Consider the following 22,907-nt stretch of genomic DNA (forward strand, 5'->3'; position numbering starts at 1 on the left):
CTACCCCGTTTGCGTGTCCCTTTAGGTCGATACCGCTTCTTGTTTGTGTTTACGTGAAAACCTCACATAGGCCAACACTGTTTTGGTTTGTATGCCGGGCACAATTTCAGGGTCGCCATAGGTACGTCCATTACAGAAATTGCAAGCGTTGATGTAACTGATCTCGCGTAAAAAGGTTTTGAGCTTATCCTTGAGTTGCAACCGTTGTGCCGAGGCCGCATGTGCGATACCGCGGATATCGATGGCGTCTTCTGGCGACTCGGGAATCGCATGTAAGCGCTCCACATTGGCAGAGAACGGGCAGCGGAACACGCGGCCATCCGTCAATGTCGTGAAGTGTTTGGCACAGCAATATTTGAATGTATGCAGCAACTCAGCCTTATTGCGCTGTTTTTCTTCTACCGACGCGCAATCTGTCCAGCCATAGGCGGGTTGTTTATTGTAGTTGATATTGAGCGCTTTTAAACGCGCCGCCAGTTTTTCAGAGTTTCTGGAGAGCTCACCATAGGTGGTAATAAACACAAAGGTTTTGGGGTTGGCAATTGCCAGCAATTTTTCGTCAGGCGGGCAAATGGTGCCATTGGTATACACCACCACTCTGTTCACATTGGGGTAAGACGCCGCCTTAGCCACAACCGTGGGAAAGTCTTTTTTCATGAACGGATCGCCACCGATAATGCGAATCTCGTTGATTTCATCGGCCACGGCACAAATATCGGCCAAATCCCGCAACAAATCGTCATCTTCAATATTAATAGGCGCTTCGTAATACTGCATCAGATTGGAGCAGTCTTTACACTTAAGCGAGCATTTTTCCGTAATAATCAAATCAATACTACGAATATATAACTGGTTGGGGTCCAGATATTTTTTTTGCGAGTTGATCATGTTGGATAACACAAATTCGTCAAAGTCCTGAGTAAACTCGCCGCCAGAATGGTTCTTGCGCAAATCTCCCTGTAACACATTACCCAGATTTTTATCCCAGTTTTCTTCCAGCAATGTGGCAATCGGCACCCAGTGATAAAAGCCGATTTCCTCAATCTGAGCGACGATGTCTGAAATATAGGTAGAGGCAATCAAAATCAATGCGGAACGGTCAGTATTTTGCAGTGCAGAAGCATGCCACACAGGAGTGCCATTGAGAGTCATTTCGCATTTGTTTTTATTGTTATCGATAAAAGCATGCGGCGTTACACCGGCAGATTTCAAAATTTCTGCTACCACTTTTCCGGCAATGTCAGCGCCAAAAATCAACACCTGACATTGCTGCTGTTGAATATATTCAAGCAAAGCTTGCTGACTGGAAGGTGGACGGCAAATCAGGTCTTTCATACTTTCCCCTTGGCCATTAAACGAATAAAACCAAGTCTGCATAAGCCCGCCAACAACACTAAAGGTGTAATACGACTGCGGCATGCCCAATACAGCATCACACTCTCCCCGGCTTGCGGGCGAAACTGTGCAAGGTTATTTTGAAAAACTGGCGCAGTAACCAGATGCGCAATGTGTTTGTACGTAGACATCCCCGGTTGCACTTTAAAACGTCGGCATAAGCGCAACACGGATACCAGCCACATATTGGTGAGCGCATGTTCCACCAAGGTTTGTGCCTTTGCAGCAGCTATGCCTTGTTTACGTTGCAGATATATTGGAATTTGCGCAAACGCCATGCGAGAACGTTCCAGAAAACTTGGTTCTATGCCCATTTTTTGGCTGAGAGACTGCTTCGCATGCATTTGATGGTAGTACAAAGGCTCAGGTATATACATCAGCCCATCAATATGTTGAAGATACTGAAAATTGAAATGCACATCTTCAAACTGATTCAATTGCTCGGGAAACCGAATGCCATATTGCGTAATGACTAGGCGCTTGTACAAGCGTCCCCAGCAATGTACCAGCATCACATTTGCATAAGGCCGCTTGATATATTGCTCAATATATACATAAAGCGAAGCATGGTTAAAGTGAGTGATTTCAGTAAAGTCTGCATACGCCTGTTGCTGCATTTTTTTACAGCGGTAGTACCCCGCAACGACATAGTCTGAGTCATGTTGCACCGCAGCTGTGACCAGTTTTTCAATGGCCTGAGGATGCAAATAATCATCGGCATCGACAAAGACCACATATTCTCCGCGCGCTTTTTCCAAGCCCGCGTTTCTGGCACATGCAACACCTTGGGCCTGTGCGTGCTGGTACACCTCTAAACGCGGCTCTTGTTGCTGATATTGCTGTAATAGCACATCAGTGGCATCCTCAGAGCCATCATTGACAATAATCACCTGAAGATTCTGCCAGCTTTGCGTACGAATACTGTGCAAACACTTGGGTAAAAAGGCGGCACTGTTATAAGCAGGAACGATGACACTGACGCATAATGCACTCGGTGTCAGTGTGTGAGGTGCAATCGCGCTATTGTGCTGTGTGGTGTATGGCGATGTATGAGTCACATGCGAAGCTTTATTTAAACTGTATTTCAGGGCAAAGTCTACACCAAAAAGCGGTGTATGCTGATTGCCAGATACATCTTGATTGCAGATGTGCATTTTGCATAATCACTCTCAGCCCAGCACCATCAGACCACTTGTCCAACTTTCGGCTGCCTGATCAAAGTGGGGTTTACGATTAAACGTTAAATGATAACCATAAGCTTCAAACAGATAATTGATGCCGCTTTTCTCTGCATCTAGCGCTGCCAGCCATAAAACTGGCGGATAACCATCTGAACGCAACAATAACTCTGGCGCTGCTACCAATGCTGCTGCGGTATCATACCCGCCAGCGAGCATAAACTTGGATGGTAAGCTTGCTACGCGTTCAATCGCAGCAGGCAAGCTATACTCCATCAAGCTTGGAAAATAGACCCCAACCTGCACTTCTTGTTGCTGAGCATACAATAAATGCTCGTGTCTGGAATCAACGGCAATAGACAGCTTCCCGGACAATCCATCTTTGTGATGATTGGTGAAACTCTTGTCTGGAAACGCTTGTTCAAAAGCAGACTTCACTGCGGGCAAGTAAACCAACTCCATTTGAGAGCCAATATCTGCCAGCTCCTGCTTGGGGAGCATAACCGGGACGTAGACTCCTTGAGCAATATTGGCCGTAGCAGGGTCTGCACGCAATCCATCCAAAATAGCGTTCACACGAGATTGGAATGCCTGCTCAGAAACACTGCTTCCAATGCCAAGATAAGTGACCAATCGCTCGTATATCGCATGGTAATCCAATACAGGCTGCTGCAACCTGAAGTAGCGGCGGCTTTTGGCAAATGCTGGCTTTTGCATACTGGCAGGGGGAATGCAACGCCCATATATGTCAAACATGGTGGCTTGTGTATCGACGGCTTCGATGGTGGCCTGCATGTTATGCCATCCCTTCAGTCAGTGAGTTGTCATCCGAAAAACCTTGGCCCCAGGGCACAGGCAAATGGGTAAAGCCTTTGGTTTTTTTGGAGTGAAACTGGATGAACTGTTGGTCTTCGCCGATCAGGCAGTCAGGACGGTATGGCCCTAACCAAGGATTGCGCATACCTCGTGCCAGTACTTCTTTAAGGGGAGTTTCACGTAGGTTACCTAATGACATATCAATATATGGGCAAGGTGTCACTTCGCCAGTGGAAGTCACAGTGATAATACCTTTCACTGTGATGCATCCTTTAAATGAGCCATAGGTCGGCGTCATGTGGGTAAAAACATTATATTCTTTTTCCAGATCACGCAGAATATCGGCATCCTCTTTGTCGATGACAAATTCTGGGTGATCAGAGCAGGAGCCAGTGGGTTTAGCATAAGACACATACAAGCCGACGCCTTTTTGCGTGGCATATTCGCACATATCAATAAACTCCTGGGTTTTCACTCGGCCTTTGACTAGGACGGTGGATAACAAGAGGTTTAAACCAGCATCCAGCGAAGCATCCACCGCACGTATGACACGTTTATAGGAACCTGGTTTATTACGGAAATTGTCATGATCTTCTGCAATCATGCTATCCAGCGATAGTTGTACTTTCTCAACGCCAATCGACTTTAAATGCTTGGCCCGTGCGTCATCTAAAAACCAGCCATTAGTATCTGTAATAATGTAATGCTTTTCTGGGTCAATCGCGGCAACAACTTCGTCAAAGTCTTTCATGACCAAGGGTTCACCACCTGTAATCACAAAACGGGCCAGTCCTAGATCATCCGCTTCTTGTGAAAGCTTGCGGACAAAATCAAGGTCAATTTTGGAACGCGTATCTTCAATTTTGAAGACTTTCTTTTTGTGCCTGTCCATGTAATATTCGGCAGAACAGTGCGTGCACTGGAAGTTACATAAATAACTTTTTTCCAAGCGGATAATCGGGCTGATTTCCCCACGCTCCTCCATGGCAGCGATGTTCGCCAACTTCTTTGCTACATAAGGCTTACGAGCCATCAGGCCTTCACGTTTAGCCTTTTCAGACGGGGTCAAATGACTTTCCGCAATTGTTTCTGCATAATGCATATCATTCCTTTATTTCTTTAAAGCCTTGCTTCTGTAGGCGAAAATGCTGCACCATTTGCAATAGTACCTGATCTACATTGTTCTCAAAAGCATTCAAGGCGTCACGATAACGCGCCAGAAAACGCTGTATGCGAGCATCATAATCTTCAGGAATATCCAATAGGACTGTGCTCTGCTCAATCTTGGCAGACGCGCGTATTTCATACGCGGCTTCGCCTGGATGCAATTCGTCAAACGAGTTGTATGGGGCTAACGAAAGATAGACAGGGATTGCACCACATAGCATGGCATCGGTCACCGTCTGTGTGCACCAATCCCAAGTGTAGAAATAGCGGGTATTTTTTAACAATATGGCTAACTCGGCTTTATTTTTTGGCCAGGTTCGCGTTAACTCGACTGAGCCCGGCACAATAGGGCAATCACCATAGCCATCCCCTTTACCGATATAAGTGAGGTCCATATTGCGTTCCATTGTCGGCAAAGCACCTTCAGTATTAAAACCTTCATAATGGGAAACCTTATTTAAGATAGCATGTGGGTTAGGATGGTAACTGGCAGAAAACGCCAGAATAAAATCGTCAACTGAGGCTTGTGTTTTGTTTTTAGCCACAATACCTTCACCGTTGAGCATATAACGCACCACCTGCTTAGCATTCAAAGGGTTACCCGACACGATTTCCGGATAAACGACAATCCCTTCCTTGATAAATTGACGCAGTTCCATATGGTCTGTCACTGCATACCATTTTAAGTCTGGCCCATAATTCAATGGATTATTACTGATGACCACCTGGCCGTTAATCATAAAGCACACTACAGTCTGGTAGCCGCGTCTGTTGAGCGCATCGCAAAGCACATGCAACATTTTGACGCCAGCACTTTTATCGCTGTACACTGGTGCATAAATCACAAACCGCTCTGGCTGCAAGGTATAACCAGAGTCTATCAGGTTGGCATTATGCGTCGCCTGGCGTGTATCAAGCTCCTGCCATAACATGGTAGCAGTGCTGTCACTCAGGGCAAATTTCATCCCCTCTTCAATGGCTTGTCTTGCCAGGATGGTTTCGTCAACCATGATCATGGCATCGATATAACTCACCCAGTATTGTTCATTGTCTGGCGAGGCTTTAAGCGCCATCTCAAATCTGGGCATGGCCTCTTTCACACTCAGCGTATGTGTTTCTATCCATCCAAGGTTATGATTGGCGCCCGCATGGGTTGGTTGTTTTGCAAGGATAGCTTTGTACAAGGGGATAGCTCTGTCAATATCACCACTGTGCTGATATTGTTCAGCCTGATTAAATATATCAGCCAAAGTCTCTGCGGCTGGCTGTTGTTCCAAGGTGTGTTTTTCTACGGTTTGTTGCTGTAATTCCAAGGTCAAAGTTTGCTCAATTCTATGTTGTATTTGTGCTTTCAAGGCGGAGAAACCCAGCGCTTCAGCATCCAATTGTTGTACACAAGCGGCTTTTTTCAACTGATCCAGCTGCTTTAACTCATCTAATGTCGCTAACTTACCAAACGGTGAATTGGCGTGTGGTAGTAGACTGGCATCATAGGCTTTGACGCGCCAGCTTGGTTGCGTTGCGATAAGCAAGGAGACGATACGCTCTAATAAAAATACTTTATTACTTGCCTGGGATTGGCCATATACGGCAGTGGCATTTAGTTGTTTTGCTAATTCTGAAGTCCCTTGTTCAGCCTCTGCAAACAATATTTCGCATTTTTCCAGCCATAGTCTCCAAAAGGCCGGCTTTGCCACAAAGTAGTTTGAATACACGGAATTTCCGCTATGCATCACCAAGGTGTCTATATTGACATCAGGCGCAATCTTCTGCACCCCAAGCCTGAAACAGGTTTCTATTCCGGGATGATCATGGATGCCTTGCTGAAACTGGTTGGCAAACAACACCGTTTGGTCATAAAAGGGAGAAAATAAAATAACATCCGCCTGATTGGCATGCTTTTGAATAAAGCGATGTACCTCGTCGGCAGTCAAGCCGGTTTTGCTTTTAAACTTGGGCGAGAAAAAGCCATAAAAAGCATTCTCATCCAATGGCTGACTCAAAATGAAGTTTCTGATCGGCCAGTATTCATACCAATCAGGCCGCAAGTTTTCCCTATTATCGAGAGGAATAAAACCCTCGTCCAAGCCTTGCATGCTCTCGGCAGAATAATAGACTTGGTAAATGTTGGCTTTACTGGCTGGTGATGTTTCAGCTACTTCTCCGGTGTTTTCCGATAACCCTGTGGCTTTTTGTGAAGACTCCAGAGCAATCGGCTCCAGCTCGACAGCGCCTGTATACATAGGTTGTTTTCCTTTGACTGTTGCAAGCGTCTGAGCCAAGCTTTCCCAATCCAGATGAGCTGGCACAGTATCGTGACACCAACAGGTCCAGAGATGACGCAAAACCTGTGTAAAAGCATGGGAAAATGCCTGCGGCTTAGCCAGCGCTGATCCCAAAAAACGCGATCTTAGGTCGCTGCGTAAGTCCGCCAGAATATGCACATCGCTACACAATGCCAAGCCTTGTGGGACAAAGTTTTCTTGGTCATGGATGACCCAGTTTTGCAGACCCAGGTGCTGCATGAGCGCCATCGCCCCGCGGCTGGCCATACGGTCGCCCTCCACACACAAGGTTGGCACCCCCATCCACAGCGCATGTGCAGTGGTAGTGACGCCATTAGAGGGGAAGGTGTCCAGGCAAATGTCCACTTCGTGGTAATAGCTTAAATAAGTGGCCATATCAGCGCGGGGATAAGAGCGGATACGTTCAGCGGCAATACCAGCTTCGGCGAACCAGGTTTGCAAATGCTGTGTACTTTCGCCCTCACCCACCCCACCAATCACCAGACGGCTGTCAGGCAAAGCTTGCATCAAAGCGGCCCACTGTTGCACGGCAGACTGTGTAATTTTCAGAATCCGGTTAAAGCAACCAAACGTGATGTATCCATTGCTGAGCGCTGGCAAGGCATTGACTTCCGGTGCTTGTGCATCTGGGGTAAAGGTGGCGTTGACCGGCAACTGTACCAGTTTTTCAGTAAACTGGTCATCAAACTGGCCTGCCGGCAACAGATAGGAATCAGCAAGATAATAGTCCACGCTGCTCAAGCCGGTGGTGTTGAGGTAGCCCATCCAGCTGACCTGGATAGGGGCAGGCTTGCGGGCAAAGGTCAACAAGCGGTTGCCTGAAGTATGTCCCGATAAATCAATCAGAATATCAATGCCATCTGCACGGATTTTCTCTGCCAATGCTTGGTCTGACCAGGATGAGACTTCGTGCCAACTTGAAAAATAGCCTTGTATCTGTGTAGTGACGAGATCTACCAGAGGCTGATTGGCATAAGCCACCAACCGCAGTGACGTTTCTTTTGCTAACTCGGCGAGTAAGGGCAACACAAAGTGTGCAACAGAATGCGCTCTGAAATCTGCTGAGATCCAGCCGATATTGAGCGGTCTATGCACATCACGTGTATTCTGATGCGGTAACCAGGCTGGTTTGAGAGGTGCCTCGTACAAATCGGCATACGCTTGATGCGCCTGCATGAGTGCAGTGTGATCAATGTGTTCGGCATGCGTCATACAAAACAGCAAGTTGCTAAAGCAATCCGCATAACCGGGCTGCAAAACCAATGCGCATTTAAAATACTCAATCGCGTCTTTCACCTGCCCGAGGTCTTTGAGTACAGTCCCAAGGTTGTTGTAAGCTGCGGCATAATCCGCTTTGAGGGCAATCGCTTGACGGAAAGCAGTAGCAGCACCAGACAAATCGCCCTTGGTTTTGAGGACGATGCCGTAATAGCAATACTCTTGCGGATCTTGCGCATTTAATGCCAAAGCCTGTTTGGCCGCCTCACTAGCATCCTTTTTTTGCAGCATCAAGACATCTGCCAACATTTTCCAGCCAGCCAGCCACTGAGGGTATTGACTCAGATAGGCATACAAAGCCTGCTCCATTTGCACATATTGTTGCTGTTCAAACGCTGCAAGCAGCGCCTGTTGCTGACTAGCATCCGGTTGCATGGCAGAGACTGATGAAGTCGCTCGTTCGTTTTCTATGGTTTCATCGGTCAATGTTATCTTCAAAGCGGCAGCCAGTTGTTGCACGGCCTCACGATGCTGAGGCAAGGCCATGGCCTGCTCAAATGCGGCAGATAATGCCGGCGAGCTGGCGTTAGCATGTAAAGCGACTAAATAATGTTGCAGATATTCCCATTCGGCAGGATGCGCGGTATGAGCCTGTTTAAACAATGCAACCGCCTCTTGCTGACGCATCTGCGTCCAGGCGATCAATCCCAGGTTAAATAAAGCAGGGGCTGATTGTGGAGCGACTGCCAGCATCTCTTGGTATAACTGCATCGCGGTTTGTAGGTCACCCGCTTGCTGATGCTGCAAAGCCAAGCCCAACACCTCTTCCAGCGCAGCGCTGAGTTCTACGGTCATTGGTGTGACAGTGGCCGCCTCCCCCTCATCCCATTTGCGCAGGTAAATCTGGTATTTGTCACGCCAGCGCTGCTTGCCATAATTGCCTTTACTCTGATGCGTCAGATTGATTGGCCAGACCCCAAGCTTGAGACCAGCTTGAGTCGCCGTACGGCAAAAGTCCAAGTCATAAAATTCAAAATCAAATTGTGTGTCATAACGCACATTCGCTTTTATTAGCGTGCGTTTGTAGGCAGCCATCAATACGCCATCCATCAATACGCAGGCGCCTTTTTCGGCACCAAAATACGTGTTACGTCCAAATGGATGCTCACTATGCGCGACCTTGCCGCGCAAGAATGTAGACTGCTCCCAGGTAAATGTAAGGTCGGGAAATAACCATGATGGTTGCTTAGGCTGCATGCGTGCCGTACCGGCGACGCCGATCACATCATATGTAACCAAACCATTCATCACCGTTTGCACAAAGCTCGTCTGATCTAGCCAGATATCGTCATGGGCAAAAATGATCAGGGCATTGTCCGGTGCGATGACAACTGCTTCATTAAAGACTTCAGACAAGCCACGGGTATTCTCGTAATACACATATGGAACGATTCGTGAATCTTGTTGCATATGACGCTTGAGCGACAGGCCCAAAGCAGAGGATGCCCAAAAGACTCCTTCGCTGGCACGGGTGGCACTAATAATCCAGACTGGACATTCACCAACATACGCATCCTGAATAGGCGTTTCAGACAAGAGCGCGTCAGCAATACCAGTTACCCGTTCACTCCAAACACTCCACAGCAACTGTTCCATATCGCGAGCAAAACGCTCCCCATCCATTAATGGAGAGTGCATCACTTGCGCACGTAACCCGGCGCGCAGATTGGCAAGGGCAGGTAAATCAGCAGCGAATTGGATTGCCTTTTGTACAAAAGCTTCCTTATCTGCGGCAACCCAATCTGGAAGGCCAGCGCTGGTCATCATGCTGGCGCCTTGGCGGGAGATCATGGTCTCGCCAGGCATAGTCAGCGTAGGTACGCCCATCCACAAGGCTTCGCAGGTCGTAGTTCCTCCGTTAAATGGGAAGCTGTCCAGGATCAGGTCAACCGCATGATAACTTTTAAAATAGGCATCACGCGCGGTAGGACGCATCAAGACACATTGCTCAGGCTCAATCCCTACTTTTTGCAGTCTTGCCAAAGCTTCGTCCTGCACTTGTTTATCGTGAAAGGCCTTACATTGCCAATAGAGCTTGGCCTCCGGCAAGGCATTGAATACTTGCGCCCAAACAGACAACACCTCGTCGCTGACTTTACTGTACTTTTGAAAGCAACCAAACGTCACATAGCCATTTTGCAAGGCAGGTAACGCATTCACTTGCTCGTGGGATTGAGGCACTGAGAAACACAAACGTGTATGTGGTAGCTTGAGTACCTTTTCAGTAAACTGACCCTCGCTACCGGCAGGTACGCTGACCGGGTCAGCAATCACCACATCCATGGCAGGGATACCGGTGGTATCCCAATAACCCAGCCAAGAGGCTTGAACGGGCGCCGGGCGCCAGGCAAATAAAGACACTCGGCTATCTGCGGTATAGCCAGAGAGATCCAACAAAACATGGATGCCATCTTCACGTATCACACTGGCAGCACGTGCATCGTTCATGCCAGCCAGTGACCGCCATTGAGTACAGTGTTTTTTTAACTCTTGGCTGTAATGATCCTCACGCCCATCGCTACAGTAAGCATAGATTTCAGTTTTACCGGCATCGACATGTTTTAACCAATGCTCCAGAAAATAACCCACTGGATGACTACGCAAATCTGCTGATACCAGGCCGATACGCAAACGCTGGTCTTGTGCATTGAGCAACCAGTCTTTGAAAGGCTCTACCTGAGACATAAACAACTCACCGCAAGCGCGGGCATACTGCAAATGCACTTCTTGGCTAAGTTCATTGGCAAAACTGTTGGTGTATAACAAGTTACGGTAAGCTTTGTCCAGATGCGGAGCGCGTGCAATAAGCTTGACGTAAGTCTCTACCGCTGATTTGACTTCTCCCTGCTCCAGATAAGTACTGCCCAGGTTGATATATGAATCGAGGTAATCTGGAGCGAGCGCAATGGCTTTTTCCAGTGCTTGCCGGGCACGCTCCACCTCGCCGAGCAAGCGTAATGACACACTGTAATTACTCCAGAATGCAGCGCAATCAGGTCTGAGTTGCAGCGCTTTTTCATAATATTCTAGCGACTGCGGATAGTCCTGCTTGTAGTAAAGCAACAGCGCCATGTTGCCATAAGTAAATGGATTCTCAATTCCCAGACTTAAGGCCTGCTCACAATAACGTTCCGCTTCAGTGAATAACTGCTGATTGATCAGGCCGGAGGTAAAGTTATTGAGCACATCAATATCCGGCGCCTCCACCTGCATTGCCGCTTTGATACAGGCCGCATATTCAATGGGCTGTTGTAACTGTTTATATAGTTGCGCCAGATCATTTAGCAATTGCCAATGGTTTGGTTTCAGCGCTCTCGCTTGCAACCAGACCTGTTCAGCTTCTTTAAACTGGTTTTTTTTGCACAGACAATGTCCGTATTGATATAACGCATCGAAATAAGTCGGACTAAGATCGATAGCATGTTGGAAATGGCCGAGCGCCTCATCCAAGTTGCCCAACTCGGACAATACTTGTGCCATGTTGTATGACAACACGACATTATCGGGTTCAATCTCTCTCGCCTGGCGATAATATTGCACAGCCTCTAGCGATTTGCCGGACTCATGCAACATTGCTGCTAGGTCAAACAACACCAGTGCATCCCGCTTGTTGATCTGAAAAGCGGTGCGTAAGAGCTTCTCAGCCTCTTTCTGCTGGCCATCTTCTTTGAGCAAGCTAGCCAGGTTGGCATAAGCACGGGTCATGGATGGATTTAAGCCGATTGCCTGACGGTAATGTTTGATGGCCAATGCGTTATCACCCAGCTGGGCAGCAACATTGGCGGCATTCAAAAACACCTCTGCATCCTTTTTTAACAGCTTGACAGCTTGCGCCAAGACTTCGCTAGCGCCCGGCAAATCACCACGTTGCTGCAGTAAACCGCCGAGGATTTTCCATGCAATGCCTTCCCTTGGAAACTCACGGGTCAACAGCAGAGCAATGTCAAAACAGGCCTGTGTCGCCCCTTGCTGCCAAAGCTGTGCCAACTGCTGTAGCAATTGCTGACGGTTGTGTGTATTGCCAGAAGTTTGGCTATTCTGGGCAAACGGGGTGACAGCAAGCTTGTTCATAAGAGAAAATTCCAAATAGTTTCTCTTATTATTGAAAACTCCTGCGCAAAAGCATCGCTTAAAAAAAGCGGAAAACACCAGTCAGCTTATGTGTTCAGAGTAATCGGTAGTAAGGCTAAACGTCCGCTAGCCCGCATCAGAGCTAGATTGAGTAGAAAGTGGCGTCGTTTGAACACGCCAAGTGGGAAGAAAAAGCGATTAAAGAAATCTCACCAGCTGCCGTAAACGTGCCATTCGCATGAGGCACCTCTAAATAGAGCACGTGATGAACTGAAAAATCCAGTGAAAAAGTGGGCTTCACTCAATGAAAAAGCGAGCTTATCAAAATGTGATCTTTAAAGTGAAAGCTTTAGGCGACGTGTACGCGGGCCACCAGCAGATCAGGCTCCCAACGGATCAGGGTAAATAAATCACACTGCAGGTAAGCACACAGCTTGTTCAAGTGCTCGGTACTGGCATTATAGGTCCGGTCTTTGAGCATTCTGTGCAAGGTCATGCGGCTAATCCCGCTTGCATCTGCAATTTCGGTGATGGTGATGGTTCTGCCCCACTCTAATTGTTGTTTTAAAATAACGGTCTTTAACTCTACGTAAATCACACAACTTCCTGACAACTTTTGATTGTTCGCGTGTTTCAAGCGCGATGCCACACTTGGATAAAGTGTAGTCTGCACATGAATGCCTGGGCTTGATCAATATCAATCCTCCTCAACTACACGACTGCCTGAGGACACAAAACATTATACAATTTTATAAAGTGTTTGCGATACGTGAAAAGACGCATGCTAGGCTGACTTGGTTCAATCAACGTCAATACGCTTTGCCGTGCCCATCACATGCGAATAGGCACGCGTCAATTCGGCGCCCATCAGGAATATCTGCGCGGAGTAATAAACCCAGATCAACAACACCAAAATGGATCCGGCTGCCCCATAGGCACTGGAAAATGCACTGTTACCGATATAAATGCCAATCAGCCACTTGCCGATGGTGAATAAAACTGCCGTAATGATGGCGCCTATCCACACTTCATCCCATTGAATTTGTGCACGTGGCATGGTCTTGTAAATCATGGCGAACTTGCCAGTCGTCAATGCAAAACTGAACACGGTATTCAGTATCCCCGCAATCAGTATCCAGCCAGAAAACACCGGCGACCACCATTTGCTGATCGCCGCCAGCCCGGCGCTAAACACCAGTGAGACCATGAGCAAAAAGCCGATGCCCAGAATCATGCCAAACGATAACAAGCGCACCCGCAGCAAGTGCCACAAGCCGCTGCCTTCCCGCACCGGCGCTTTCCAGATACGGTCCAGCGAATCCTGCAACTCGCCAAACACAGAAGTCGCGCCTACCAGCAATAGCACCACCCCAATGGCAGTGGCAGCAATGCCTTCGGACGGTCGGCTCACGCTTTCTAGCAGGGTTTGTATTGCCACCGCGCCACGTTGTCCCATCAAGCTATTCAACTGGCCAATAATTTCACCGCGCGCAGCCTCCTGCCCAAATACCAGCCCCGCAATTGAAATCACTATCAATAAAAGCGGTGCAATCGAGAACAACGTGTAGTAAGCCAGGGCGGCACCCATGCTTTGTGCGTAATCATCCCGCCAACCGATAAAGGCCGTTTTCACCAGTAGCCAGACTTGTTTCATCCAGATTATCCATGCATAGACTATAAAGACTTGCCGTTTAGCAGCAAGGGGGAGCTTTGCCAACGGTAAACGCAGCAAAACCTGACACCAGCATACCCAAGGGCACGGCTACGCCCTATCGGTCAAAGGGGTATCTCGCTGTCAGAAATGGCCGACGGACTGCGCGGCGCCTGACCGCAACAGGGTTACGGCGAAGCATGCGGGATTGGTATTCAAGGATTTGTAAGGCATCACCCAACCGTTTGGGATCCGCTTGCAGATTAGGTAGTGGCTAGACCTGCTGAAGGTCTTCCAGTCTCCTGAAAGGTATCATACACAGAAAAATCAAACTCACGCGCACTGACAATCGACTCTTGCCGGATCACCAGCGGCAAATTGTCGCCGACTTTTTTGTAATCGGTAGTAAACATCACCTGCAACGAGTCTTTGTCGCGATAACCGCTCACAAAAGGCAGAAAACTGATTTCCTGATCCGCACCCTCATTCTCGTTGGGCTCGCCCATGGTGGCCACCCGCCCCACATACACCTTGCGGTCATCCAGCACCAGCATCAGGTTGCGGTCGTTAATCATCGCCGAAAACAGCAACTGGTCCAAAGGACTGTCAGAAAACAACTCTGACATAATGACAATATCCACTTCTTCATCACTATCGAGCTGCAAATAATGTTTAAGCCGCCAATATACCCACTTTGAAATCAATAACGGCATCAACAATGTCGTCAGGGCAATCACACCTAACAGCACATAGCGCTTTTTATCCACCGTGGTCAGCCCAAGGCTATCTGGCAGATAACGGGCCAGCAAATCGACATAATCGATGCCAAGAGTACGCACGCCCTCAACCATCGGGATCGCTGACAGATTGATCAACAAAACATGAAAAATGGCCGCCGAAATCAGGCAGAGAATACCGAGATAGGCCGCTTGCAGGTAAAGATACTGGCCTTCGTATCGATGCAGCTTAAAGAAGTACTGGGGATGGTAATGACAAACAAGAAACCCTGAAACCAATATCAGCAGAACAAATAACACCCCCATGGCTATTTTTGCAGGGGAAGATTCGCAATCTTTGAAGCATCTGCCTGAAAACTGGCTGAATTGACAATGCTGGCCGGGTTAATCGTCACCGTGCCACGACCGACCACTTTTAATGTCGGATATTTTTTCTTGGCATTTTTGACCTGCTCTGCAAGCAACTTACTATTGGCGCTCATCTTTAGGAATAGCATTTCAACCTCCGTTGGACTAAGAATGTCGCAATCTCGCGGCCTTGTCAACCTATAAGGCCATATGATCAAGTGCGATTTGAGTCGCCAGACATTCGTTATGCGTGCCAATTAAGTAAGTAAGACGGACTAGAAAAAACAAAAAAGGCCTACCGAACTAATGCAATATATATTCGGTAATGTCTCGGCCAGAGTCAAATGCTGCTATCAGAAAGCCAATGCCCCTGTAACTTAAGGAAATGCCGAAGTTAATTGATTGCATCTTAATAAGATTTTCCATACAGACTCATCTGTGAGAGGTAATACCACTATTGTTAGCGGTGAAGTATTACCTAAAAACAATAAATATTAATTTATTTATCTAATCTAATTAGGAGTCATTATGAAGCATCAATTAAAGTCTAAAGGAACTTTTCTGCCTCAGAAATTTAAGCTAGCGACACTGGCTATTTTTGCGCTTACGTCATTTGCAGCCAATGCTGAAAGTTTTAACTTTTCTTATTCTTTCGGCAATACAGGCAATGGGAGCCCTTTAACAGTAACAGGTTCATTTACAGGTGATGAGTCGGGGCTTTTTGTAAATAACATAGGCAATCTGCATGTTTTTTTAAATGGTACCGAGTTTTCCGGCACTCTATTTACTGCCGCATGGAATACAACCACTCATAACTGGGACAACACGGCTGCACCAGTCATCTCTTTTGACTCATCAAAAAACAACTTTATCTTTGCTGACACCAATGTGCCAACAGATTTTAATGCCTCCAATTATTTTTATATGACCAATGATGCCAGTGATCCTTCTGGCACGCCTCATGAAGCCTTTGCTATCAACTATAACGTGAGTGATGCCAATGGTAATGCACTGAGTGGAGATGATGCACCAATCAATCAATCATGGAGATTGACAGTAGCTGCGGCCGTACCAGAGCCAGAGTCCTATGCGCTGTTGCTTGCAGGACTCGCTTTAGTCGGCATGAAAATGCGTCGCAAGCAGCCTTCAACGCACTAGCTCTCTATAAAAATCAATTAAGGAAATTCGATCATGCAAAGCTTTTTCCCTGTCACAAATTCAGGCGCATACCGCATATCAAGAGTGTCTACAGCTGTTGCGATGGCTCTACTCTCATTGAGTTCTATTAGCCAAGCCGCAACAGGTCCTGTCACCGTCAAAGGGGTTGTTGCTGGCAGTTTTTTTAAACCGCCTGTCATTAGTGATAATCCCGCGTTAGCAACGGCATCCACCACTTCATCCTCTGTTTATAAATCAGCAAAAGTTTGTTTTGATTCAAATGATAATGCGATTTGCGATGCTGGCGAAGTTAGCACATTAACTAAAGAGGATGGTTCTTTTTTAATTAGTTCACGCTCGTTAGCTCCTCTCGTGGCTGAAATCTCTACTAACTCAACCAACAACGGCCAACCTGTTACTCAGCATCTCGTTTTAAGAGCGGCGGCAGATCAAATATCGTCTGGCATAACCAGTCCATTAAAGCCAGTAAATGTTGCCATTACGCCAATGTCAACTGAAGTTGCACGCATGATGGAGGATGCCCATGGTAATTTTTTCGCTGAAAAGCAAAATCTCGCTGACCGTTTAGGCGTGCCGATGGATCAAGTATTAACTGATCCAAATAAAATTTCAGATCCAACTGTCAAAACTGCCGTATTAAATGAAACGGTCATTCTTACTAATCGTTTTGGGCTGGCTACAAAAATGTTTGATCGTAAGGATGTTTCTCCGACGGCTCTGGCGCTGAATGCAAATGCAACCTCGCCAGCGATTACGATGAAAGAGGCAGAACAAGCTTCTATGAATGTTGAAGGTATTCCTCGCTACGACCATATCTTCATTATCATGCTGGAGAATAAAGGGACCAATATAATTAAAGGCTCACCTTATGCGCCAAAAATTAATGGCTATATGAACTCCGGGAATCAATTTATTAGTTACTTTGCCACCGGGAACCCAAGTGAACCGAATTATACCGCTTTGGGCGGAGCAGATGATTTTGGCATTTCAGATGATAGTCAATGGAATTGTGATGCTACAGGAAGTAATGCCGTACAAGATTTGCCATTACCGGATAAAAATCAGCCAGGCTTAGCAAAGTCACCGTTTGCGACAACCTGTACGCAATCTTCAAAAATTAATCATAACATCACTGGGCGCGCAAATTTATTTAATGCCTTGAGTAGCAAGGGTATGACATGGAGAACCTACAACGAGTCCATGAACCCGGGTCAAGACATCCGCACTGACAGCATTGCCGATCCTGCTGTCGTTGCAAAAGACAATATTTATCCACCAGGCAGTTTGGCAGGAAATACAACAACCATTGGTAATTCAGCATTAAACCTACCTATGCCCGCAGGTCTGTATAAAACAAAACATCATCCTGGGATGGCTTATCAAAATGTCAGAAGTGCTCCAGAATTTAGATCAAGCAATCGTACTTTGGGTGGCGGACAGTGGGATGCTGCTTTAATGAACAGCTCAAACTACACTATCCCTGAAGGCTATGATATTGATCAGTTTGGCACAGATTTACAGAGCGGAGATATTGGTAACCTAAACTTTGTCATTCCAGATCAATGTGATGACATGCATAGCATTTCAGTAAGTGGTTTGATTGGAACTAGCAGCCAAAAAGCGAGTGATTGCAGTGGCAGTAACATAATTACTCGAGGCGATAACTATACCGATCATTTAGTCAGAAAAATCCAGTCCTCCCCCATATGGCAAAACTTGAATAAACGTGTCGCAATTGTGATTATGTTTGATGAAGGTTCAGCGACCTCTGGTTTCAACTCTTGTTGCGGGTGGAACCCGGGCAACAGTACTGTAGCCAAACCATTGGTAAAAAATGCCGACGGTACATTTTCAATTGATAACTCTATCAATAACTACTCTAGAGGCAATCGTGGCCATGGCGAGAGCGTGTTTGTTGTCTTAAATAACCAGCCACAAGCACCTAAAGGAATAGTTGATTCAGATGCATATAGTCACTTTTCTTTCGTAAGAACGCTACAGGATATGTTTCAACTTTCAGACCCCAACGATGACAGTAGTTACATGAATCGCTCCAAGTATACGGAAAAGTTTATTGCAGCCAATATCCTCAATTTACCGGAATATGCTGGCAGTGCGGATACACATTTTGATGCCGTACGTCCGATGAACCATGCTTATGTTATTCCTTCTGACTACAAGGCAAAACAATCAAGTGATGTCTCAACACCACCACAAATTGGACCTGATGATAATCAAATCAACCTTTGGTCACTTAAGTAATTAAGTAAAAGGCCAAGCACTGCTCCTGCTTACAACAAAGCATCCGTTGTAAGCAGGAAATTGATTATTTGATCTATCACATGGAGCGAATATGTGGAAAATTATTTGTAAATGCCGCCATTTTAAATGGGTGTATATCGGTGTTTTATTTTTAAATCTATTCTTTATGTTAAGCAGTGCAAATGCTGACTCACTAAGTTTGACTGCACAAGTAGGTAAAAAATTATTTTTTGATAAAAATCTTTCGGGCTCAGGACGGATGTCTTGCAGCACATGCCATGATCCCAATTTTGCTTATGGCCCGCCTAACAATCTTGCTGTACAGTTCGGTGGCGTAAATATGAGTTTATCAGGCACTCGGGCAGTACCTTCATTACGCTACAAAGATTACACCCCGCCCTATTCTGACTTGTTTGACAATCCTGACGGCGTGAGTGCTCCAGGACCAGGTGGTGGATTTACACAAGATGGACGCGCGCCAACATTAGCAGAGCAGGCGAAAATCCCTTTGCTAGCCCCAAATGAAATGGCCAATAGTAGTATTGCCGACGTCGTCAGCAAAATTAAAAACTCATCGTATGTAAATTTATTTACTCAAGCATTTGGTTCATCCGTTTTTAACAATACTCAGATGGCATTTGATAATGCAGTCTCTGCACTGCAAGCATTTCAATTAGAAGATGCCAGCTTTCACCCTTACAGCAGCAAATATGACTTATATGCTGCGAACAAAATAGGTGGAGAATTAACAGCCTCTGAAGCTCGTGGACTAGCTGTTTTTAATGATGCCAATAAAGGTAATTGCTTTGCTTGTCACTATGGTGGAGCAGGTGTGAATGGCAGCGTAGCAATATTCACAGATTTCTCTTATGCCGCCATTGGAGTCCCTAGAAATTATGAGATTCCGAGTAATAAAACCCTTCGTGGATTACCAACAAACTATGACTTAGGGATTTGTAGTCGGCCAGACCATCCCAGACCGGATAGCCTTCCATTTTGCGGTATGTTTAAAACACCCACATTGCGGAACGTTGCCACTCGAAAAGTCTTTTTTCATAACGGCAAAATGAAGTCATTATCGGATGTTATCCGTTTCTACAACACTAGAGACACTAATCCTGAACGTTGGTATCCCAAGGTCAATGGGATTGTGCAAAAGTACGATGATCTTCCAACAGCGTATCGAGAAAACATTGACACTCAAATGCCACTAGATGGCCGGGCTGCTGGTAGTACGCCGCCTATGACGGAGCAGGAGATGCAGGATCTTGAGGCATTCCTCAATATTTTAACAGATGGATATAAGCCGTAATGTTCAGACTTAAACATTCATGATGTTTGGGATAGTCAAAAAAGAGAAGAGATGAATGATGAAGTGGATACTGTTGATTCTTGTTATTTTTCCACAGTTAAATTGTTTTGCTGTCGAAACGACACCAGACGATTCAAAAGCTCGCGCTACGTTAGAGCACTATCTGGATCAATACGGTGATTATTGTTTAGGAAAGTACGATTGGCCCATTGAGGTTTCAGATGCACACCCAAACGCTCCAAATGCAATTCAAATGCCAGCCTTGGAAAAGGTTGGCATCGTTGAATTGTCTTCAGACTCGAGTAGGCACGCAGAGCAATCTGAACACACAAAGACATATATATTAACTGAAATGGGAGCTAAATATTTTATAAAAAAAGCGATTTTAGAAAATACCCAGCCTATAACAACAGACTCTCGGAAGGACTTATGTGTCGGAAAAATAAAGCTAAGGAATGTTGAACACCTTGAGGTGCTAAATACTAATAGTGGACATCAAGAAATACTTATTTCTTATACTTATGAATTTCTTGTACCAGAGTGGGTGTTAACAAAGGATATACAAATAGCATTTCCCATGTTGTCCAAAGTACTGAAAGGCTCTAAAAATAACCAACAGTTACAGCAACGGTTCAGTTGGTTGAAAGGCGAATTGCAAGCGATCAGCCCTTAAGGTGACCTGCTAAGCTGCACTAGCTCAAGCCCTGAGCTAGTGCAGCTTAGACTTTAATTGGAAACGATAAATCGTTTTTCTCGCATCCATTTTGTCGCTATCCACTTCTCCCCCGCTTTCACTGATGCGCCAGCATGAACGGATTTCAAATCAAGCTGCTTAAAAGAATTAAAGTATTCGAAATATAAGGCATTACCCTTTTTGGGTAAAATCGAGAGCCCAACCTCCGGAAAATCGGTTTCTCCACCCTCCTCTACATCATTTAGATACAGAATTAACGTACTGACGCGTTGACCACTTCTTTGAATCGACGCTTGATTTGTAGAATGATTAGGAATTAAAAAGTCATAGTGCGGTTCATTTTTTGCCTTTGTTCCATAGCGGACTATCTGCAAACCTTCACCATTTTCAATTGGGCAGCGCATAATTTCTGAAATGCGTTGATCAAGTGTCGCGATAAATGGGGACTCATTGATTGCAAAGAATGTACCCTCACTGTCTCTACGATCACTGATGACATTGCCCCCTGTGTGATAATCAACGATTGTTGAAGGCTTCAGCCTGGGTTTAGCTAACTCGATAAGCCTTTCGCACTCTTGAGGTGTTAAAACGTTACCAAGCAAGGCGATGATAGGTTCTTTCATACGAAATAAAACGGGGATGTTTCTGTCAGAGGTATAAATAACAGAACCCTCAGCTATCCGGGGACTTTCATAAATGTGTCCTAGGTTATCCTCGCAAACTTCAATAGATCGTCTGGCAGGCTCTTGATTGTTTGAAAGCGAAAATTTAAAAGATTCAACTAAGCTACGAGCAATCTTAGCGTCAAAGCGCTGATCTATCATGGCGGCAACCATGGCTTCTGCATCACAACCGCGCTGGAAATTATGAATAATCCAAGCTCTTAGTTCGTCAGAAAAATTGATAATAACACTCATGATATTCATCATAAACTTGGATTATTACAAGAGTTTGAATCTGTCAACTATGAGGTGGCTAAGGCTATTTTTGCGACAGTCTGAAATATTAAACCTTGAATGGAATAATAGTAACGTTCAAAAGCGAACAGCTCTCCTCTACTGGCACATTGGATAGAGTAAAGGCCAAAGGATAACCCTACGATCATCTACCAAACGTCAAGGGACAAGACCTCTTAGCCTTGCCCCTTCTTGCAGCATTGATTAGTCGTTTTATGTCAGAACGAAGACGTTCCTGGAATCCAGGTAGTGCCTGCGAGCGGAACCTTGGCCATCGCAGCAGATTCAATCGTGAGTGCCACCAAATCCTCAGGTTCCAAATTATGCAAGTGAGATTTACCGCATGCTCTAGCAATCACCTGAGCTTCCATCGTCAGCACAGAGAGATAGTTAGCAAGACGACGGCCAGCTTTCACCGGATCTAAACGCTTCATCAACTCTGGATCTTGAGTAGTAATTCCTGCAGGGTCCTTACCTTCATGCCAATCATCATAAGCGCCGGCAGTGGTCCCAAGTTTTTGGTATTCCTCTTCCAGATGTGGATCGTTATCACCCAACGCAATTAATGCAGCGGTGCCGATAGCGACAGCATCTGCGCCCAACGCCAAGGCTTTAGCGACATCAGCCCCATTTCTGATACCACCTGAAACAATCAGCTGAACTTTACGGTGCATACCCATATCTTGCAGCGCCTGAACAGCTGGTCGAATTGCCGCTAGAATCGGTATACCCACATGTTCAATAAACACCTCTTGTGTGGCAGCGGTCCCACCTTGCATACCATCGAGTACCACAACATCGGCGCCCGCTTTAACAGCGAGTGTGACATCAAAATATGGACGCGTCGCACCAACCTTCACATAAATTGGTTTTTCCCAATCTGTGATCTCACGCAGTTCAGCAATCTTAATTTCCAAGTCATCTGGACCAGTCCAGTCTGGATGGCGACAGGCAGAACGTTGATCGACGCCTTTAGGCAAGCAACGCATTTTCGCGACACGGTCACTAATTTTCTGGCCTAGCAACATCCCTCCGCCACCAGGCTTCGCGCCTTGGCCAATCACCACTTCAATGGCATCCGCTTTCCGCAGATCATCTGGATTCATGCCATACCGGGAAGGTAAGTATTGATAGACCAGGATCGAAGACTGACCACGCTCCTCAGGTGTCATACCGCCATCCCCAGTGGTTGTACTGGTACCGACTGCGCTTGCCCCACGGCCCAGCGCCTCTTTTGCTGGCCCAGACAGTGCTCCGAAACTCATACCTGCAATCGTCACTGGGGTCTTGAGATGAATAGGTTTCTTGGCATAACGTGTTCCGAGGACCACATCTGTGCCACATTTTTCACGATAGCCTTCCAGTGGATATCTACTGACAGAAGCCCCCAAGAATAATAGGTCATCGAAATGTGGCAATTTTCGTTTAGCACCCGCGCCACGAATATCATAAATGCCGGTGGCTGCTGCACGGCGAATTTCTGACATCGTTCCCGGATCGAACGTCGCAGAAAAACGCGGTTCTGTTTGCGGAGTTTTTTTAGAGGTATCGCTCATG

The 22,907-nt window shown here is 46.3% G+C and carries 15 protein-coding genes; 4 read left to right on the forward strand and 11 right to left on the reverse strand.

All coding sequences use genetic code 11. The annotated features are described in order from the left end of the window. Positions 1 to 21: 21 nt before the first annotated feature. The 9 genes from ACT53C_RS10300 to ACT53C_RS10340 form a co-directional block, all read right to left on the reverse strand. Entirely contained in the window at positions 22 to 1,335 is a 1,314-nt protein-coding gene (locus ACT53C_RS10300) for a radical SAM protein (protein ID WP_476145922.1), read from the reverse strand. Then, positions 1,332 to 2,453, reverse strand: a complete 1,122-nt coding sequence (locus tag ACT53C_RS10305) for a glycosyltransferase family 2 protein (protein ID WP_476145924.1) — start codon at positions 2,451 to 2,453, stop codon at positions 1,332 to 1,334. The genes ACT53C_RS10300 and ACT53C_RS10305 overlap by 4 nt, the downstream gene beginning before the upstream one ends. Positions 2,454 to 2,564: 111 nt before the next feature. Then, entirely contained in the window at positions 2,565 to 3,368 is an 804-nt protein-coding gene (locus ACT53C_RS10310) for a hypothetical protein (RefSeq protein ID WP_476145926.1), read from the reverse strand. Position 3,369: 1 nt separating this feature from the next. Next, positions 3,370 to 4,491, reverse strand: coding sequence for a radical SAM/SPASM domain-containing protein (locus ACT53C_RS10315; RefSeq protein ID WP_476145928.1), 1,122 nt, complete (start codon positions 4,489 to 4,491; stop codon positions 3,370 to 3,372). Between the two features lies 1 nt (position 4,492). Beyond that, positions 4,493 to 12,211, reverse strand: coding sequence for a tetratricopeptide repeat protein (locus tag ACT53C_RS10320; protein ID WP_476145930.1), 7,719 nt, complete (start codon positions 12,209 to 12,211; stop codon positions 4,493 to 4,495). A 349-nt stretch (positions 12,212 to 12,560) separates the two neighbouring features. After that, positions 12,561 to 12,809: a helix-turn-helix domain-containing protein gene (locus ACT53C_RS10325; RefSeq protein WP_476145932.1), complete on the reverse strand. Its 249-nt coding sequence runs from the start codon at positions 12,807 to 12,809 to the stop codon at positions 12,561 to 12,563. A 201-nt stretch (positions 12,810 to 13,010) separates the two neighbouring features. After that, positions 13,011 to 13,865, reverse strand: a complete 855-nt coding sequence (locus ACT53C_RS10330; RefSeq protein ID WP_476145934.1) for a YihY/virulence factor BrkB family protein — start codon at positions 13,863 to 13,865, stop codon at positions 13,011 to 13,013. A 260-nt stretch (positions 13,866 to 14,125) separates the two neighbouring features. After that, the gene (locus ACT53C_RS10335; protein WP_476145936.1) at positions 14,126 to 14,905 is read right to left on the reverse strand and encodes a hypothetical protein; all 780 of its coding nucleotides are present in this window, start codon (positions 14,903 to 14,905) and stop codon (positions 14,126 to 14,128) included. A gap of 2 nt (positions 14,906 to 14,907) precedes the next feature. Continuing rightward, a complete protein-coding gene (locus ACT53C_RS10340; RefSeq protein ID WP_194746949.1) occupies positions 14,908 to 15,096 on the reverse strand; it encodes a hypothetical protein in 189 nt (62 codons plus the stop codon). Between the two features lie 379 nt (positions 15,097 to 15,475). Between ACT53C_RS10340 and ACT53C_RS10345 the strand changes: the two genes are divergently transcribed. The 4 genes from ACT53C_RS10345 to ACT53C_RS10360 all read left to right on the forward strand — a co-directional run bounded on the left by ACT53C_RS10345 (position 15,476) and on the right by ACT53C_RS10360 (position 20,373). Next, on the forward strand, positions 15,476 to 16,105 hold the full coding sequence (locus tag ACT53C_RS10345) for a PEP-CTERM sorting domain-containing protein (protein ID WP_476145938.1): 630 nt from the start codon (positions 15,476 to 15,478) through the stop codon (positions 16,103 to 16,105). 33 nt (positions 16,106 to 16,138) lie between these two features. Then, positions 16,139 to 18,388 (forward strand): alkaline phosphatase family protein, encoded by a 2,250-nt coding sequence (locus ACT53C_RS10350; protein ID WP_476145940.1) that lies wholly within the window; start codon positions 16,139 to 16,141, stop codon positions 18,386 to 18,388. Positions 18,389 to 18,479: 91 nt separating this feature from the next. Then, complete coding sequence (locus tag ACT53C_RS10355) at positions 18,480 to 19,700, forward strand: cytochrome-c peroxidase (RefSeq protein ID WP_476145942.1); 1,221 nt, start codon at positions 18,480 to 18,482, stop codon at positions 19,698 to 19,700. A 55-nt stretch (positions 19,701 to 19,755) separates the two neighbouring features. Then, complete coding sequence (locus ACT53C_RS10360) at positions 19,756 to 20,373, forward strand: hypothetical protein (RefSeq protein WP_476145944.1); 618 nt, start codon at positions 19,756 to 19,758, stop codon at positions 20,371 to 20,373. A gap of 53 nt (positions 20,374 to 20,426) precedes the next feature. Here the strand turns inward: ACT53C_RS10360 and ACT53C_RS10365 are convergent, their stop codons facing one another. Both ACT53C_RS10365 and ACT53C_RS10370 read right to left on the reverse strand, forming a co-directional pair. Next, a complete protein-coding gene (locus tag ACT53C_RS10365; RefSeq protein WP_476145946.1) occupies positions 20,427 to 21,311 on the reverse strand; it encodes a 2OG-Fe(II) oxygenase in 885 nt (294 codons plus the stop codon). Between the two features lie 257 nt (positions 21,312 to 21,568). Next, positions 21,569 to 22,906 (reverse strand): FMN-binding glutamate synthase family protein, encoded by a 1,338-nt coding sequence (locus ACT53C_RS10370; protein ID WP_018987292.1) that lies wholly within the window; start codon positions 22,904 to 22,906, stop codon positions 21,569 to 21,571. Position 22,907 lies beyond the last annotated feature (1 nt).

This window comes from Methylophilus sp. DMC14, from assembly GCF_056314085.1.